Origin of the sequence: Capillimicrobium parvum (assembly GCF_021172045.1) — a bacterium.
GTDB lineage: Bacteria > Actinomycetota > Thermoleophilia > Solirubrobacterales > Solirubrobacteraceae > Capillimicrobium > Capillimicrobium parvum.
Genome location: NZ_CP087164.1, coordinates 2,807,960 through 2,822,351, shown reverse-complemented (window position 1 = coordinate 2,822,351; position 14,392 = coordinate 2,807,960). Strand labels below are relative to the sequence as shown.

Below are 14,392 nucleotides of genomic sequence, written 5' to 3'. Positions count from 1 at the left end.
ATGATGCGAGCGGGCAGGCAAAGGCCATGACCGACGATTCGGAATCGCGCGACGACGCGCCGCTCGACGAGCAGGTGCCCGAGTTCCTCGACGAGGACGACCATGGGCAGGCCGGCGGCGAGGCGGCCGTCGAGGCGGCGCCCGGGAGGCCGGGCGGCCCGCTGCGCTTCGCGCGCATGGCCGGCTCGTCGATCGCGGGCCGCGACGCGGCCCCGTGGGTCACCGACTTCCTCAACGCCGCGTACTACCGGCGCCCCGTCGACGCGCGCGAGGTCGACGACGTGCGCCTCGCGTTCAGCGTGCTGACGACCTACTGGTATCGCAAGGCCTCCTCGCGACGGCTGCACGTCACCGACCTGCCCGCCTTCCACAAGGCGTTCGGCACCCACCGGTTCGACACCGGGCGCTCGGGGCGCGGAACGCTGGACCGCGCGCAGCTGCTCGCCGGCGGCGCCGCGCTCATCGGCGACTGGTTCCCCGCGGCCTACGAGGACGACGACCGGCGAGGCTGGGGCGTCGCGTTCGCATCGCCCGAGGAGCGCGCCGCCTACGACCACTCCAAGCGCCTGGCGCTCGCGCGACTCGGCAAGCTCACGCCCGAGCACGCGCCGCCCGACGAGCAGGTGTGGCACACGTACCCGCCGGTGGAGATGCCGTCGGCCGAGGGGGTCGTCGGCGCGCTCACCCGGCCCGAGACGTGGCCCGACTACGCGAGCGAGGTCGGGCGCTTCACGCCGCTGCGCCCGGGCGGCCTCGACGGCCAGACGTTCGAGATCGAGGTGGCCGCGGGCACGGATTCCGGGCGCCCGATCTTCACCCGCGGCTACGTGACGATCACGCGCCTGGTCACGCCCGACGACCCCGCCGCGCTGCGCGCCTACTTCGACGAGCTCGAGGCGGGCATGGCGCGCTACGGCGAGGACGAGCCGCGGGTCGTGCCCGAGGATGGCGAGCCGGTCGTCGGCTTCGACCTCACGACCCACCAGGGCCACTTCATGGGCGCCGGGCACAACCGGCTCGTGCTCTACACCCACGAGGGCCGTGCGCTCGTGCGGGCGGCGGGGACCTGGGACCCCATGCCGTGGCACATCGGCCAGGCCTACAAGGTCGCCGGCCGTGAGGCCCAGCACGCGTTCTGGGGCCAGGGCGACGTCGCGCGGCTGTCCATGCTGCACCAGCTCGCGCTGCGGCTCGGCGGATGAGCGCACGCGCCGTCGTCATCGGGAGTGGGCCGAACGGGCTGGCGGCCGCGATCCGCCTCGCCGAGCACGGACATCCCGTCACGGTGCTCGAGGCCGGCCCGGTGCCCGGCGGCGCGGTGCGCACCGAGGAGCTCACGCTGCCGGGCTACCGGCACGACACGTTCTCCTCCGTCTACCCCGCGGGCGCGGCGTCACCGGTGTTCCGGCGCATGCCGCTCGCCGGCCACGGCCTGTCGTGGACGCATCCGCAGGCCTGTTACGCCCACCCGCTGCCCGGCGGCCGCGCCGTCGCGCTGTACCGCTCGCTCGACCGGACGGTGGCCGGCCTGGATGCCATCAACGCCGGCGACGGACAGCGCTGGGCAGCGTTCGCGGGGCCGCTGCTCGACGCGTTCGAGGCGCTGCGCGCGACGATGCTCTCCGGGTTCCCGCCCGTGCGCGGTGCGCTGCGGCTGCTCGGCGCGCTGGGCCCCGTCGGCGCGGCCGCGTTCGGCGGGCTCGTCCTCGGCTCCGCCCAGGGCCTGGGCCGGCGGCTGTTCGGCGGCGAGGGCTCGCGCGCGTGGCTGTACGGCTCGGCCGGTCACGGCGACGTGCCGCCCACCGGCGCCGGCAGCGCCATCGCGGTCAGCTACCTGAACCTCATGGGCCACGCCGTCGGCTGGCCGAGCCCGCGCGGCGGCGCGCAGAAGCTCACCGACGCGCTCGTCTCCTACCTGCGCGCGCTCGGCGGCGACGTGCGGACCGGTGAGGTGGTTGTCGGCGTGGAGACCCCCGGCGGGCGGGTGACCGCCGTGCAGATCGAGGGCGGCGAGCGCGTCGGCGCCGATCTCGTCGTCGCCGACGTCATGCCGCACGCCCTCGTCGGGCTCGTCGGCCCGGACCGCCTGCCGCCCGCGTACCGGGGCCTCATGCGCCGCTACCGCTACGGACCGGCGACGTTGAAGGTCGACTGGGCGCTCGACGGCCCGATCCCGTGGGAGGCGCCCGAGCCGCGCGGCGCCGGGACGGTCCACGTCGCGGGCGGCGAGGAGGAACTGCTGGCCACGATCGCGCAGAGCGAGCGCGGGCTGCCCGAGCGGCCGTTCATGCTCCTCGGCCAGCAGTCGCTCGCCGACCCCACGCGCGCGCCCGCCGGGCACCACACCGCTTGGGCGTACACGCACGGCCCGCGCACCGGGATCGACTGGGCGGCCGAGCAGGCGCGCCACGTCGAGCGCATGGAGGCGCAGGTCGAGCGCTTCGCGCCGGGCTTCCGCGACCGGATCCTCGCCCGCCACGTCATGGGCCCCGCCGAGCTGCAGGCCCGCGACCGCAACCTCGTGGGCGGCGACGTCGGCGGCGGCAGCTACCGCCTCCCCCAGGTCGTGCTGCGCCCGATCCCGTCGATCTCGCCCTACCGCACGCCGGTGGACGGCCTGTACCTCGGCAGCGCCGCCGCGTTCCCCGGGGGCGCGGTACACGGGGTGCCCGGCGATGCGGCGGCCGCCGCCGCCCTGCGCGACCTCAAGCGCGGGCGGCGACGGCGGCGATGATCTTCGACAGCTGGCTGCCCTGCCAGGCCAGCGGCGAGCGGCCCTCCTCCTCCACGGCGAGCTCGGCGCCGGGGATCTCGGCCGCGTAGCGCTCGCCGACCGCGAGGGGATGCCCCGGGTCGGCCTCGTCGCGGTCGGCCACCACGGTGACGGGGAGGTCGAGGGCGTGCAGGTCGCCCCACGCGGCGAACGGCCGCGACCGCGGGACCTGGCGCAGCGCGTCCGCGAGCGCCGCGGGGTGGCGGTGCTGGCCCAGGCGCTGGCGGATGACCGTCTCGACGGTGCCGCGCCACTTCTCCGGCACGTCCGGCTCGCCGTAGGCCGCGACGAAGCCGTCCACCCCGCCGTCGCGCAGGCCGGCGCTCAGCGCGTCCCAGCGGTCGAGGTCGCCCGGGAAGTCCTCCGGGTCGTAGGCGGGCGTGATGACCACGAGGCCGAGCGCGCGCTCCGCATGCTCCAGCGCGTAGCGCAACAGCGTGTGCGCGCCCATCGACGCGCCGGCGAGCACAGCCCGCTCGATGCCCAGCTCGTCGAGCAGCTCCCCGAGGTCGGCGGCAAGCGCCTCGTAGTCGTAGCGGTCGCCCGGATCGGACTCGCCGTGGCCGCGTGCGTCAGGGGCGACGACGCGGTGGCCGGAGCGCTCCAGAGCGGTCGAGCCCATCACCACGTAGCGGCGCGTCGCGGTCAGGCCGTGGAGCAGCACGACCGGCGTGCCGCTGCCCGTGTCGTCGTAGGACAAGCGCATTGCGGTGTCCTACCGTATGTCCATCATGACCGTCATCGACGTCACCGAAGCGACCTTCCAGGCGGAGGTCCTCGACCGCTCCCGCACCGTCCCGGTCGTCGTCGACTTCTGGGCCGAGTGGTGCGGTCCCTGCCGGCAGCTCGGGCCCGCGCTCGAGAAGGCCGCCAACGCCCGCGAGGGCGAGGTCGTGCTGGCCAAGCTCGACACCGACGCCAACCAGCAGCTCGCGACCGCCTTCCAGATCCAGGGCATCCCCGCCGTCAAGGCGTTCAAGGACGGCCGCGTCGTCTCCGAGTTCGTCGGCGCCCAGCCGCCGGCCGCCGTCGAGCAGTTCTTCGACGCGCTGGTCCCGTCCGAGGCCGACCGCCTGGTCGCCGCGGGCGACGAGGCGTCCCTGCGCCGGGCCGTCGAGCTCGCGCCCGCGCGCCCCGACGCCGTCGTGCCGCTCGCGCGGATCCTGCTCGGGCGCGGCGAGCGCGACGAGGCGCTCGAGCTCCTGAAGAACGTGCCCGGCGACTTCCAGGCCGAGGGGCTGCTCGCCCGCGCGCGCCTCGAGGAGGCGGACGCGCCCGTCGACGTCAGCGAGGCGCTGACGGCGCTGGACGCCGGCGACCGCGAACGCGCGACGGATCTGCTGATCGAGGCGCTGCCGGACGCCGACGGCGCCAAGGACGACCTGCGCCGCGTGATCGTCGCGATCCTCGACGAGCTCGGCGTCGACAGCGACTTCGCGCGGGACGCCCGGCGCCGCCTGGCGACCGCCCTCTACTAGTAGACGCACGGGGGCCCGCCTCTCGCCGGCAGACGCGCCGCAAGCCCACCTTGTGGGCCCGGGGCCGGCGTCGGCACCCCTGGTAAACGCACGGGGGCCCGCCTCTCGCCGGCAGACGCCGCACGCCCACCTTGTCGGCCCCGGGGCCGGCGTCGGCACCCCTGGTAAACGCACGGGGGCCCGCCTCTCGCCGGCAGACGCCGCACGCCCACCTTGTCGGCCCCGGGGCCGGCGTCGGCACCCCTAGCGGCCGAACGCGGGCGCGCGCTTCTCGAAGAACGCGCTGACCCCCTCGCGCCCGTCGGGCGAGGCGGCGAGCCTGGAGATCGACGGCGCCTCGGCAGCGAGCTGGTCCGTCAGCGAGTTCGTCGCCGACGCCCGCAGGAGCCGCCGCACGGCGCCGAACGCGGGCGTCGAGCCGGACGCCAGCTTGCCCGCGATCTCGCCCGCCTTCGCCTCCAGCTGCTCGTCGTCCACGACGCGGGTCACGAGGCCCATCTCGAGCGCGCCGGCGGCGTCGATGCGCTCGTTGAGGAGCATCAGCTCCGCCGCCCGTCGCCAGCCGACGATGCGCGGCAGCGTCCACGTGGCGCCGCCGTCGGGCGAGAAGCCGATCTGGGTGTAGGCCATCGTGAAGCGCGCGGTCTGCGAGGCGACGACGATGTCGCCGATCATCGCCAAGCTCATCCCGCCGCCGGCCGCGGCGCCGCGCACGGCCGTGACGAGCGGCGCGTCGAGGGCGAGCAGCGCCTCCACGCCGTCGTGGAACGCCTCGACGAGCGCGAGGACCGCCGCCTCCGTCTCCTCGGCCTCGTGCATGTAGCGCAGGTCGCCGCCGACCGAGAAGTTCGGGCCGTCGGCGCCGAGGATCACCGCGCGGACGTCGTCGCGGCCGTGGAGGCTGCGGGCGTGGTCCCGCAGCGCGCCCGCGGCCTCGAGGCTGACCGGGTTGCCGGCGCCGGGGCGGTTGAGCGTCAGGTGCGCGACGCCGTCGCGGACGTCGAGCAGGACGGGATCAGACACGGCCGGCCTCCCGCGCGTGGTCGGCGATGAGCCTCACGCTGTCGCCGGGGCGCTCGCGGAAGAAGATGTGCCCGACGCCGTCGAGGATCTCCAGGCGGCTGTCGGGGATCTTCTCGGCGATGAGCGCGGCGTTGGCGACCGGCAGCATCTCGTCGGCGGTGCCGTGGATGACGAGCGTCGGGGCGCTGACGTCCACCAGGCGCTCGCTCGCGTCGTGGCCCATGACGGCCTGCGCCTGGGCCATGATGACCTCCAGGGCGACCGGCAGCTCGAGCGCCGCGCCGCGGAATGCGGCGAAGGCGGCGTCGTCGGCCGCGAAGGCCGGGGACACGTTGACCTCCCAGCTGGCGCGGACCGCCTGCTCAGGATCGCCGGAGCTCATCCCCTCCATGAGCTTGCCCATCGTCTCCTGTGAGGCCAGCACGGAGCCCGCGCCGCCTGGATAGGTGCAGCCGAGCGTCAGCGTGCGCAGGCGCTCGGGATGGCGCAGCGCGAGCTCCTGGGCGATCATCCCGCCCATCGAGATGCCGACGACGTGGGCGGTGTCCCAGTCGAGCGCGTCGAGCACGCCCGCGGCGTCGTCGGCCAGGTCGGCGATCGTGAAGCCCGGCTCGGTCGCCGAGGAGTGCCCCACGCCGCGGTGGTCGTAGACGCAGACCTCGAACTCCCGGCGCAGGCCGTCGAGGAACGGCTCGCCCCAGCTGAGGTGGGTGCCGCTCATGCCCATGATCAGCAGGAGCGGCTCGCCGGATCCGGAGCGCTCGTAGTACAGGTCGTGGCCGTGGATGGTGGCGTGAGGCATGGACGGCAACCTACAGCGGCAGGGCGAGCTGGCCGGCGTCGACCTCCGGCGCCGGCGCGTCGAACCCGGCGACGCGGACGCCGAGCAGCCGCACCGGCCGGGCGGGCGCGTAGGCGCGCAGGAGGTCGAGCGCGACGCCGCCGACGACGTGCGCGTCGGCGGTCGCCTCGGCGATCGTGCGGGCGCGCGTGACCGTGGTCCAGTCGTCGAGGCGCACCTTGATCGCGATCGTGCGCCCGGGGCGCTTCAGCCCGGCGCACAGCTCGTCGGAGAGCCGGCGCAGGTGCGCCTCCTGCTCCGCGCGATCGGCGACATCGGTGTTGAACGTCGTCTCGCGCGACTCGCTGACCGCGACGCGCTCGAGCGTGAGCTGCGCCGAGCCGTGGAAGCGCGCGCGGGCGAGCAGATCGCGGCCCTGGTTCGTGCCGAAGCGTTCCTGGAGGGCCGCCTCGGGCGTCTGCGCCAGCCGGCCCAGCGTCGTGATCCCGAGCGCGGCCAGGCGCTCGACGGTCTTCGGCCCGATGCCGGGCACGAGGCCCGGCGAGGCGTCCGCGAAGCGCGCGCACGCCCCCTCGCGCGTGAGGACGACGAAGCCGGCGGGCTTCTCGGCGTCGGAGGCCACCTTTGCGACGAGCTTGTTCGGGCCGATGCCGACGGACGCGGAGAGTCCGGTCGCGCGCCGGATGTCGGCGACGAGCCGGCGCATGGCCGCGTTCGGGGCGACGAGGCCGCTGAGGTCCAGGTAGGCCTCGTCGAGCCCGACGACCTCCACGCGCTCGACGTGGTCGCGCAGCAGGTCCATGACCTGCCTGGAGACCGCACGGTAGGCCGCGAAGTCGGGTGGGATGTTGATCGCCGCCGGGCACAGGCGCCGCGCCCGCGCGGCGGGCATCGCCGAGCCGACGCCGAACTTGCGCGCCTCGTAGCTGGCGGTCGTGACGACCGCCCGCGGGCCCGTGCCCGCGACGATGACCGGCTTGCCGCGCAGCTCGGGGCGGCGCTGGAGCTCCACGGACACGTAGAACGCGTCCATGTCGAGGTGGGCGATCTTCACGGCCCACAGATGGTGCCCGGGAGCTCGGACGGGCCTCCCGGGCGCGACCTGCGCTTTCTGTCCACCCCTCGGACGGAAAGCGCAACTCGACTAGCGGGTGACCTCGATCCAGCCCATCCCCGGATGGCCGAGCCGGGCCTTCGTGGCCCACGTGAGGTCGAACTCGCGCCCGGCGACGAACGGGCCGCGGTCCACCACATGGGCGCGCACGCTGCGGCCGTGGTAGCGCAGGGTGAGCGCGGCCCCGCACGGGAGGGTCTTGTGGGCGACCCCGATCGTGGCGGGCGTGAACGTGCCGCCGCAGGCCAGCGGGTTGCCGAACAGCCCCGGCCCGTAGGCGGACGCGAACGCGCGACGGTACGCGTTGACGCGGCCGACCGGCTCGCTGGTCGCCGCGTTCGCGCCGTCGCCGGCGAAGCGCACGCGCGCCGGGGCGCTCATCGGCGAGCCCAGCCGCTGCGACAGCCGGTAGCGGCCGCCGGCGGCGGTCCGGTCGCGGTCGATCGTGCGCCAGCGGCCCTCGCGGCGCAGCTGCAGCGCCACGACGCGGCCCCCGCCGCCCGGGCGCAGGGCGCCGGCGACCTCGACGCGGCGCCCGGCGCGCAGATGGTGGCGCACGTGCTCGGTGGCGAGGGCGGCGCGGACCCGGACGGGGCGCTCGGCGCTCACGGCGGCCGGCGGCGGCGCCGGCGCCGGCGCCGGCGCCGGCTCGTCGGCCTGGGCGGCGCCGGCCTGGGGCGTGGCGTCGACCACGCGCACCGCGCCCGACCGGCGCAGGGGCGCGCTCAGGTGCAGCGCGCCGCCGTCCTGCGTCACGGCGCTGCGCAGAGCCACCCACTCGGCGCCGCCCGCCGGGCGGAACTGCAGGGCCACGGGGACGCCGGGCTGCCCGGAGGCGAGGCGGCCGGTCACGTCGACCGCCGCGCCGAAGCGCAGGGAGCCGTCGCGGACGGTGATCTGGATGGGTGCGCCCGGGGTGTCGGACTGAGCGGCGGCGGGCGCGGCGGCGCTCAGGGCGATGGTTGATCCGAGCACGCTCGCCAGCCCAAGGGCCGGCACGGCGCGCAGCGGGTTCTGCGGCCTCAACAGAGGTCCTCCTTTGTCTGTGCGGCGGCCGGCGGGATCTCGAGACGCGCGGAGCAGCGAAAGACGCCGCGAAGTCACCCGGGCCGAATACGAACAGCCGTTCGAGAGTACCCCGCCTCACGGCCCCGACACCCAAGTGTGCGACACCTCACACTTGGGCGGCGGTCCTCAGATCGGCACGCGCGGCGTGCCGGCGAGCAGCTGCGCGGCGATCGCCGCGAACCGCGCGGCGCGCGTCTCGAGCGGCTCCTGCGCCTGCACCGCCTGGGCGGTCTCGAGCAGCCCGTCGATCTCCGTCAGCAGGCGAGCCTCGTCGCCGTCCGCGCCGCCCGTGGGGATCTGGCAGGCGAGCCGTGCCAGCGCGAGCGGCTCCGTCGCGTCGACGAAGCGAAAGATCATCTGGCACGCCGCGGCGGTGTAGGCGATGACGCGCTCCCCCGCGAGCCACCGGTGGCCGAGCACGCCGCGCCCGGGCGGCCCGCCGAGGTCGATCGGGGGCTCGCCGGCCAGCACCCGCCGCGCGTTGCCGCCCGCGATCGCCTCGAGCGCGTCCGGGCCCAGCCCGACCTCCCTCGCGCAGCGCACGAACGCCATCAGGGCATAGCGGCCCGACCCGTACGGCATGTCGGAGGCGAACAGGATCCGCGACGGGTCGACCGTCTCGAACAGCGCGAGCATGTCGGACGACAGCCACCAGGACGTGTCGAAGTAGAGGTTCTGCAGCTCGTTGGCCACCGGGCCGACCAGGCCGAGGTCGCTGATGCCGGCGTGGGCGAGGATCAGCGCGGCGCTGGGATGGCGCCGGGCGAGCGTGACGAGGTCCTCGCCGAGCGCCGGGATGCCGCGCCCCGCGTGGACGAGCACGGGCAGCCGCTCGGCGGCGGCCAGCTCGACGAGCGCCTGCACCGACGGGTGCGACATGACGAACGCGTCGGAGCGTGGATGCAGCTTGAAGCCGACCGCGCCCGCCTCCAGGCAGCGGCGGGCCTCCGGCAGCGGATCGCCGGCGTTAGGGTCGATGCGGGCGAACGCGCGCAGCCGACCGCCGGCCGTCGCGATCTCGGCGAGCACCCGGTCGTTGGCCGGCGGGTACCCCTCAGGCTCGGCGGTCGTGAAGACGACGGCCTCGTCGATCCCTGCGCGGTCCAGGCCGCCCAGCAGGTCCTCGACGGACCCCTTCACCCCGTCGGGGTCGTTGAAGCCCGTGTGCGTGTGGACGTCGAGCAGCGACGTCCCCGGTCCGAGCAGCGACCGGACCGTTCCCAGGTACGGCTCCAGGATGTCGTCCCACGGGTATCCGGGCACGGGCACGACGGCAGAGGTTAGGGCGCCGGTGGAGAACATCGTGTGCCGCGGCTTGCGCATCCCCCCGGCCGCAACCACAATCGGGGTCGTGGCCAACCCCGATCGCCTGAGCGGCCTCGACGCATCCTTCCTGCACCGCGAGCGCGACGGCGCGGCCAACCTGCACGTCGCCGAGGTCCTCGTCTTCGACGGCCGGCCCCCCGGCTACGTCGAGCTGCTCGACCACATCCGCGCCCGCCTGGACCTCGTGCCGCGCTACCGGCAGGTGCCGGCCGGGGTGCCGCTGCGCCAGGGCCGGCCGGTCTGGGTGGACGACCCGTACTTCAACCTGCGCTACCACGTCCGCCACAGCGGGCTGCCCGTGCCGGGCGACGAGGCGTCGCTCAAGCGCGAGGCCGGCCGGATCTTCTCGCAGCCGCTGGACCGCGCGAAGCCGCTGTGGGAGATCTGGCTCGTCGAGGGGCTCGAGGGCGACCGCTTCGCGCTCATCGGCAAGACCCATCACGTGCTCGTCGACGGCCTCCGCGGGCGCGAGATCGCCAGCGTCCTGCTCGAGGACGACGCCGCCGACACCAGCGCGCAGCACGCGCCCCGGGACGCGCCCGGATGGGTTCCGCGGCCCGTTCCCACGCCGGCCCAGCTGCTCGCCGGATCCCTGCTCGAGCGCGCGACGATGCCCGAGGAGATCGGCCGCGGCGCGCGGGTGCTGCTGCGGGCCCCGCGCCGGGCGGCGGGCACGATCGCGAAGGCGGCGCCGCTGGGCTGGGCCGGATTCGTCCCACCGGACACGAGCCCGTACCGGGTGCCGATCGGCCCGCACCGGCGCTACGAGTGGGTCGACGCGGATCTCGAGACGTTCCGGGCGATCAAGGACGCCCTGGGCGGCACCGTCAACGACGCGGTGCTCACCGTCGTCGCGGGCGCGCTGGGACGCCACCTGCGCCTGCACGGGCACCGTACCCTCGGGCTGACGCTGCGGGCGCTCGTCCCGCTCGCGCTGCGCGGACCGGGCCCCGGGACGGACGCGACCGTCATCGGGCGCATCGAAGCGATGCCCGCCGATCTCCCGGTGGGCGAGACCGATCCGCTCGCCGCCTTCGCCGCCGTACGCGCGTCGCTGGCCGCCGCGCCCGGCGCCGCCGAGGCGATGAGCGCCGAGGCGCTCACCCACCTCCCCGGGTTCGCCGCCACCACCATCATGAGCCAGGCCGCCCGCCTGCAGGCCCACGAGGACCGCTTCGACGTCGCGGTGACGAACGTCCCGGGCCCGCAGCATCCGCTCTTCCTGCTCGGCCGCGAGATGCGCCGCGTCCATTCCGTGGTGCCGCTGGCGCCCCACCACGCCGTCGGCGTGTCGGTCATGAGCTACGCCGGCCGCCTCGGGTTCGGTCTGCTCAGCGACCAGGACGCCCTGCCGGACCTCGACGTCGTCGCCGAGGGCCTGCGCGGCGCGATCGCCGACCTCGCGGCGGCGGCGGCCGGCGCGCTGGGCCCGGGCCCCCGCGGACCCCGCGGCCGCTCGCGCAACGGCCGGATGCCGCGCGCCGAAGAGCTCCGGCGCCCGTGAGCCGCCTGCTCGCCGTGGTGCTGGCCGTCGTCGTCGCGGCCGCCGGGGTCGTCGCCCTGATGCTGATCCTGCAGTCGCGCGACGACGCGTCGCTCGATCGCCCGGGGACGGCCTCGACGCAGCGCACGCCATGATGTGGGGCGATGAGCGATCGCACGCTGCGCCTGGCGCTACACCAGCTGAACCCCACCGTGGGCGACCTCGAGGGCAACGAGCGCAAGGTCCGCGACGGGATCGCCGCCGCGTGCGCCGCCGGGGCCCAGCTCTCGCTGTTCGCCGAGCTGGTCATCACTGGCTACCCGCCCGAGGACCTCCTGCTCAAGGAGCACTTCCTGCGCGACGCGCGGGCCGCGATCGACCGCCTCGCCGCGGAGTCCGGCGAGCATGTCGCGGTCGTGGGCTTCCCGGAGCGCGCCGAGGACGTCTTCAACGCCGCGGCGGTCCTGTCGCGCGGCCGCCTCCAGGCGATCTACCGCAAGGTGCTGCTGCCGAACTACGGGGTCTTCGACGAGCAGCGCTACTTCCAGATCGGTCCGGGCGGCGGCGTCGTCGACGTGGGCGACCTGCGCGTGGGCATCACCATCTGCGAGGACATCTGGGAGCCGGGGCCGCCGGCGACCGACGAGGCGGTGGCGGGCGCGAGCCTCATCCTCAACCTGTCGGCCTCGCCCTACCACGCCGGCAAGGGCGTCGAGCGCGAGCGCATGATTGCCCAGCGCGCCCGCGACTCGCTCGCCGCGTACGCGTTCTGCGCCCAGGTCGGCGGCCAGGACGAGCTGGTCTTCGACGGCCACTCGTTCGTCTGCGACCACACGGGCGAGATCGTCGCGCGCGCCGCGCAGTTCGCCGAGGAGATGCTGGTCGTCGACGTCGACCTCGGCGCCGGCGCGAAGGCCCGCCTGCGCGACACGTCGCACCGGCCGACCGTCCGCCGCACCGCCCCGCAGGTCGTCACCCTGGCGCGCCTGGAGCCGGCCCCGCCCGCCACGGGGGCCGCGCCCGAGCGGCGGGTCGCGCCGCTGCTGCAGCCGATCGAGGCCGAGGTCTACGCGGCGCTGGTGCTCGGCCTGCGCGACTACGTCGAGAAGAACGGCTTCCGCCACGTCGTGCTCGGCCTCTCGGGCGGGATCGACTCGGCGCTCGTCGCCGCGATCGCCGTGGACGCGCTGGGCGCGGGCCGCGTCACCGCCGTGGTGATGCCGTCGCCGTACTCGTCATCGGGCACCCAGGACGACGCGCGCGATCTCGCGCGGGAGCTTGGAATCGAGTGCCACGAGTTCTCGATCGCGCCGGCGATGGAGTCCTACACGGAGATGCTCGCCGCCACGTTCCAGGGCCGCGAGCCGGACATCACCGAGGAGAACCTCCAGGCCCGTATCCGCGGCAACCTCCTGATGGCGCTGTCGAACAAGTTCGGCTGGCTCGTGCTGACGACCGGCAACAAGTCGGAGATGTCGGTCGGCTACTCGACGCTCTACGGCGACCTGGCGGGCGGCTTCGCGGTGATCAAGGACTGCCCGAAGACGCTCGTCTACCGGCTCTCCGAGCACCGCGGGCTACCGCGCTCCATCATCGACCGCCCCCCGTCGGCCGAGCTGCGGCCCGACCAGCGCGACGAGGACTCGCTGCCGCCCTACGAGCTGCTCGACCGCATCCTTGAGGGCTACGTCGAGCAGGACCTCGGCACCGAGGACCTCGTCGGCCAGGGTCTGCCGGAGGCGGACGTCGAGCGGGTCATCCGGCTCGTCGACCTCGCCGAGTACAAGCGCCGTCAGGCGCCGCCGGGCATCAAGATCACCACGCGGGCGTTCGGGCGCGACCGGCGGATGCCGATCACGAACGGCTATCGCGGCTAGGGCCAGGCGCCGGCCGCACCGCGATGGTCATCCGCGAGACCGCGCACAGCCGCTCGCGGTCGTCGGTGATCTCGACGTCCCAGATCCAGGTCGTGCGACCGCGGTGCCGGCGCAGGGCGGTCGCGTGGACCGTGCCCTCGGTGATCGGGCGTATGAAGCTCGTCTGGTTCGACAGCCCCCGCACCGAGTTGCCGCGCGGGAACTCGACCGCCGCGGTGGCGTGCGAGGCCAGCGACTCCGCCATCGCGCAGAAGACCCCGCCGTGGACCAGGCCCAGGGGCTGCTTGATCGCGTTGCTCACCGGCACGCGGGCGATCGCGCGCTCCTCGCCGAGCTCGACGATCTGCAGGCCGTAGAGGGCATCGAACGACTCGTCGAAGGGGACGGGCAGGTCCAGCGGCATGGCGGCGTGATCCACGGCAGGCACCGTATAGCCTTCGCCCGCGCATGGGCCGCCTCGACGACCTCAGCCCCGAGCAGCGCGCGGTCGTCCAGCTACTGCTGCAACGCGGCAAGGGCTATGACGAGCTCGCGACGCTGCTGCGGACCGACGCCGCGGCCGTCCGGCAGCGCGCGGAGGGCGCGCTCGTCGCCCTCGGGCGCGCGGCGGGCGCCACCGAGCCGCCCGAGGCGCAGCGCGCGGTCCTCGCCGACTGGCTGCTGGGCCAGCAGGACGCGGAAACGGCGCAGGCCACCGCAACGTTGGCGGCGGGCGAGCCGGCGCGCACCTGGGCCGCGGCGATCGCCGACGAACTGCGGCCGATCGGCGGCGACCGCGTTCCCGAGGTCCCAGAGCCGTCCGATGATGCCCCGATCCCCGGTTTCCGCGCGGAGCCGTCCGATGACGCCCCGGTCCCCGGGTTCCGCCCGCCCCCGCCCGGCGGCGGCCCGCGGGCGTCGCGGCTCGGCGGCGCGCTCCTCATCCTCGGGCTCGCCGCCGTCGTCGCGATCGTGCTGATCCTCGTGCTGGGCAGCGGCAGCAGCGACAACGGGTCGAGCACCAGCGCGTCGACCGGCACGCAGTCGACGTCGACGACGAGCACCACACAGGCCCAGCCGACGATCGAGGGCCAGATCAACCTCCGCGCGCCCGGCGCCGGCAAGGCGCTCGGCGTCGCGACCGTCATCGCCCAGGGCGGCCAGCGTGGAATCGTCGTCAATGCCCAGGATCTTCAGCCCAACTCGAAGCGCAACGCCTACGTCGCCTGGCTCACCGGCGGACCGAGCGACGGGGTCAAGCGCCTCGGAGCTACACCGGTGGTCGGGAAGAACGGCCGGCTCGAGAACGTCACGGCGCTGCTGCCCGAGGACGCGAAGGACTACCGCGCCCTCGAGCTCTCGCTCGAGACGAGCAACGACCCGGCCAAGCCGACCGACGTGGTCCTGCGCGGCCGCCTCTAGTGGGCCTCCCGGGAACGTTGTGCTCGAAATGCGCCCCGCATTTCGAG

14 protein-coding genes are annotated in these 14,392 nt (G+C 75.0%); 7 read left to right on the top strand and 7 right to left on the bottom strand.

Features of this window, described 5'->3' with window-relative positions; translation table 11 throughout:
* The first annotated feature begins 26 nt into the window (after window positions 1-26).
* Window positions 27-1,202 (top strand): hypothetical protein, encoded by a 1,176-nt coding sequence (locus DSM104329_RS13815; RefSeq protein ID WP_259316025.1) that lies wholly within the window; start codon window positions 27-29, stop codon window positions 1,200-1,202.
* Entirely contained in the window at window positions 1,199-2,734 is a 1,536-nt protein-coding gene (locus tag DSM104329_RS13810) for a phytoene desaturase family protein (protein ID WP_259316024.1), read from the top strand. The genes DSM104329_RS13815 and DSM104329_RS13810 overlap by 4 nt, the downstream gene beginning before the upstream one ends.
* Here DSM104329_RS13810 and DSM104329_RS13805 read toward each other — a convergent pair.
* Window positions 2,706-3,479, bottom strand: coding sequence for an alpha/beta fold hydrolase (locus DSM104329_RS13805; protein WP_259316023.1), 774 nt, complete (start codon window positions 3,477-3,479; stop codon window positions 2,706-2,708). The two genes, DSM104329_RS13810 and DSM104329_RS13805, sit on opposite strands and share 29 nt — an antisense overlap.
* 25 nt (window positions 3,480-3,504) lie before the next feature.
* Here DSM104329_RS13805 and trxA point away from each other — a divergent pair, with 25 nt between their 5' ends.
* Window positions 3,505-4,251, top strand: coding sequence for a thioredoxin (trxA, locus tag DSM104329_RS13800; RefSeq protein ID WP_259316022.1), 747 nt, complete (start codon window positions 3,505-3,507; stop codon window positions 4,249-4,251).
* A 243-nt stretch (window positions 4,252-4,494) separates the two neighbouring features.
* Here the strand turns inward: trxA and DSM104329_RS13795 are convergent, their stop codons facing one another.
* From DSM104329_RS13795 to DSM104329_RS13775, 5 genes are all read right to left on the bottom strand, one after another.
* Window positions 4,495-5,274 (bottom strand): enoyl-CoA hydratase/isomerase family protein, encoded by a 780-nt coding sequence (locus DSM104329_RS13795; RefSeq protein ID WP_259316021.1) that lies wholly within the window; start codon window positions 5,272-5,274, stop codon window positions 4,495-4,497.
* A complete protein-coding gene (locus tag DSM104329_RS13790) occupies window positions 5,267-6,076 on the bottom strand; it encodes an alpha/beta fold hydrolase (protein WP_259316020.1) in 810 nt (269 codons plus the stop codon). Before DSM104329_RS13790 ends, DSM104329_RS13795 begins: the two co-directional genes overlap by 8 nt.
* A gap of 10 nt (window positions 6,077-6,086) precedes the next feature.
* Entirely contained in the window at window positions 6,087-7,130 is a 1,044-nt protein-coding gene (dinB, locus tag DSM104329_RS13785; protein ID WP_259316019.1) for a DNA polymerase IV, read from the bottom strand.
* Between the two features lie 90 nt (window positions 7,131-7,220).
* Window positions 7,221-8,216, bottom strand: a complete 996-nt coding sequence (locus DSM104329_RS13780; protein WP_259316018.1) for a septal ring lytic transglycosylase RlpA family protein — start codon at window positions 8,214-8,216, stop codon at window positions 7,221-7,223.
* A gap of 168 nt (window positions 8,217-8,384) precedes the next feature.
* A complete protein-coding gene (locus DSM104329_RS13775; protein WP_259316017.1) occupies window positions 8,385-9,527 on the bottom strand; it encodes an amidohydrolase family protein in 1,143 nt (380 codons plus the stop codon).
* A gap of 82 nt (window positions 9,528-9,609) precedes the next feature.
* Between DSM104329_RS13775 and DSM104329_RS13770 the strand changes: the two genes are divergently transcribed.
* The 3 genes from DSM104329_RS13770 to DSM104329_RS13760 are packed head-to-tail and all read left to right on the top strand — an operon-like array spanning window position 9,610 to window position 12,944.
* The gene (locus tag DSM104329_RS13770) at window positions 9,610-11,088 is read left to right on the top strand and encodes a wax ester/triacylglycerol synthase family O-acyltransferase (RefSeq protein ID WP_259316016.1); all 1,479 of its coding nucleotides are present in this window, start codon (window positions 9,610-9,612) and stop codon (window positions 11,086-11,088) included.
* Window positions 11,085-11,222 carry a hypothetical protein gene (locus DSM104329_RS13765; protein ID WP_259316015.1) on the top strand — a complete coding sequence of 46 codons (138 nt, stop codon included), beginning with the start codon at window positions 11,085-11,087 and terminating at the stop codon, window positions 11,220-11,222. Before DSM104329_RS13770 ends, DSM104329_RS13765 begins: the two co-directional genes overlap by 4 nt.
* A gap of 9 nt (window positions 11,223-11,231) precedes the next feature.
* Window positions 11,232-12,944 carry an NAD+ synthase gene (locus tag DSM104329_RS13760; RefSeq protein WP_259316014.1) on the top strand — a complete coding sequence of 571 codons (1,713 nt, stop codon included), beginning with the start codon at window positions 11,232-11,234 and terminating at the stop codon, window positions 12,942-12,944.
* On the opposite strand, the gene DSM104329_RS13755 is transcribed toward DSM104329_RS13760, so the two are convergent.
* The gene (locus DSM104329_RS13755; protein WP_259316013.1) at window positions 12,922-13,362 is read right to left on the bottom strand and encodes a PaaI family thioesterase; all 441 of its coding nucleotides are present in this window, start codon (window positions 13,360-13,362) and stop codon (window positions 12,922-12,924) included. The genes DSM104329_RS13760 and DSM104329_RS13755 overlap by 23 nt on opposite strands.
* Before the next feature lie 29 nt (window positions 13,363-13,391).
* On the opposite strand from DSM104329_RS13755, the gene DSM104329_RS13750 reads away from it, so the two are divergent.
* Window positions 13,392-14,345 (top strand): anti-sigma factor domain-containing protein, encoded by a 954-nt coding sequence (locus tag DSM104329_RS13750; RefSeq protein ID WP_259316012.1) that lies wholly within the window; start codon window positions 13,392-13,394, stop codon window positions 14,343-14,345.
* The last annotated feature ends 47 nt before the right edge of the window (window positions 14,346-14,392 follow it).

Coding starts and splice junctions, on each gene's coding strand:
- DSM104329_RS13815 (WP_259316025.1), top strand. CDS start 27: ATGACCGACGATTCGGAATCGCGCGACGACGCGCCGCTCGACGAGCAG.
- DSM104329_RS13810 (WP_259316024.1), top strand. CDS start 1,199: ATGAGCGCACGCGCCGTCGTCATCGGGAGTGGGCCGAACGGGCTGGCG.
- DSM104329_RS13805 (WP_259316023.1), bottom strand. CDS start 3,479: ATGCGCTTGTCCTACGACGACACGGGCAGCGGCACGCCGGTCGTGCTG.
- trxA (WP_259316022.1), top strand. CDS start 3,505: ATGACCGTCATCGACGTCACCGAAGCGACCTTCCAGGCGGAGGTCCTC.
- DSM104329_RS13790 (WP_259316020.1), bottom strand. CDS start 6,076: ATGCCTCACGCCACCATCCACGGCCACGACCTGTACTACGAGCGCTCC.
- DSM104329_RS13760 (WP_259316014.1), top strand. CDS start 11,232: ATGAGCGATCGCACGCTGCGCCTGGCGCTACACCAGCTGAACCCCACC.
- DSM104329_RS13750 (WP_259316012.1), top strand. CDS start 13,392: ATGGGCCGCCTCGACGACCTCAGCCCCGAGCAGCGCGCGGTCGTCCAG.